The sequence below is a fragment of the Streptomyces sp. WAC05292 genome (genome assembly GCF_003949955.1).
GTDB classification, from domain to species: Bacteria; Actinomycetota; Actinomycetes; order Streptomycetales; family Streptomycetaceae; genus Streptomyces; species Streptomyces globosus.
In genome coordinates this window covers 1-319 of the sequence record NZ_RPSE01000893.1, presented here as the reverse complement: position 1 = coordinate 319, position 319 = coordinate 1, and the positions used below count along the sequence as shown (strand labels likewise).

1 protein-coding gene is annotated in these 319 nt (G+C 74.9%); it reads right to left on the bottom strand.

The annotated features are described in order from the left end of the window. The coding region (locus EF903_RS33615) for a hypothetical protein (RefSeq protein ID WP_221888835.1) at positions 1–319 on the bottom strand (319 nt) is incomplete at both ends.

The following is a 319-nucleotide window of genomic DNA, read 5'->3' as shown; positions in this document are numbered from 1 at the left end:
CGGCCGACGGCGCCGGGCAGGAGCGAGGCGATCTGGAGTCCGCACCAGGCGTATCCGAGGGCTTTCCAGCGGCGTACGGCCGCCGGCGCGGTGCGGCCGTCGGCGGCCAGGGAGGCGGCGACGGCGCGGACGATGAAGAAGTCCTCGGTGAAGTTGTAGGGGATGGCGAACATCCACCACACGGACCGCGGGGCGGCCGTCCGGGCCTCAGGCGGGACGAGGTGCAGGGTCCGCTGCAGGGAGCGGCAGTACAGGGCGACCAGTCCGAAGAAGACCGCGACCGCGGCGACGGCTCCGGGCAGGCCCGGCGCCGCGGCCT